Source organism: Mesorhizobium sp. M0276 (genome assembly GCF_040321755.1).
In the GTDB taxonomy this organism is placed as follows: domain Bacteria; phylum Pseudomonadota; class Alphaproteobacteria; order Rhizobiales; family Rhizobiaceae; genus Mesorhizobium.
The window spans coordinates 1-959 of the sequence record NZ_JAMYSC010000155.1; the positions used below are offsets into that span (position 1 = coordinate 1).

Sequence of the window (959 nt, forward strand, 5' to 3'; positions counted from 1 at the left end):
TTCCGGCTTTACAATGCGACCAACGCGCGGTTCCTTCGACTTTCCTTCGATCAAGCCTCGATGATGATTATCGGAACGGACGGCGGCCTCTTGGAGGCACCGGTTGCAGCCAAGGAAATTCTTCTCAGTCCTGCGGAACGCCTTGAACTGATCGTGTCTTTCGACAAGCCCGGCCCTGACACGCTGACCACGCTCGATTATGATCGCGGCTGGATGGGCGCTGGACGTCCTGTCGATGCCGGGCTGACTCTCTTCACGGTCAATGTTTCGCGGACGCCGGCCGAGCCGGTGCCGCCACTGCCCGACAGGCTGCGGCCAATCGCGCCCCTCGGCGCTCCCGCCGTCAGCCGGCGCTTCGTGTTCACCGAAACCATGGCCATGAACGCCAGCGGCATGGAGATGGGGTTCCTGATCAACGGCGCGGCCTTCGACATGAACCGCATCGACATCGTCGCCAAGGCAGGACAAGTCGAGCTTTGGGAGATCGTCAACAAAGCGGACATGGACCACCCGTTCCATGTGCACGGGACGCAGTTCCAGGTGGTCGAGCACGAACGCGACGGCAAGGTCTCGAAACCTGCCTACCTTTCCTCGAAGGATACCGTCAATGTGGCACGCGGCGAAACGGTGCGGCTGCTGCTGCGCCAGGATCGGCCGGGGCCGAGGATGTATCACTGCCACATCCTCGAGCATGAGCAGCTGGGCATGATGGGCGTTGTCGACGTGCAGGCATAGGCCGAGGTGGCGGCGCTCTATGGCGCGCTGTTCATCAGCGCGTTCCTCGCCGCAACCATCCTGCCGGTCTCATCGGAAGTGGTGCTCGCCGGCCTGCTCGTCTCGGGTCGCGGCGATCCGGCGCTGCTCCTTGCGGTCGCCACAGTCGGCAACACACTCGGCTCCGTGGTGAACTGGATTCTGGGACGTGGCATCGACACGCTCCGAACCAGGCGCTGGTTTCC

General features: G+C 63.2%; 2 protein-coding genes. Both read left to right on the plus strand.

The window, feature by feature from the left end:
• Nucleotides 1-735: multicopper oxidase family protein (locus NKJ01_RS36230; RefSeq protein ID WP_352735384.1), on the plus strand; the 735-nt coding region annotated here is incomplete at its 5' end.
• Between the two features lie 6 nt (nt 736-741).
• Nucleotides 742-959: YqaA family protein (locus tag NKJ01_RS36235; RefSeq protein WP_502905967.1), on the plus strand; the 218-nt coding region annotated here is incomplete at its 3' end.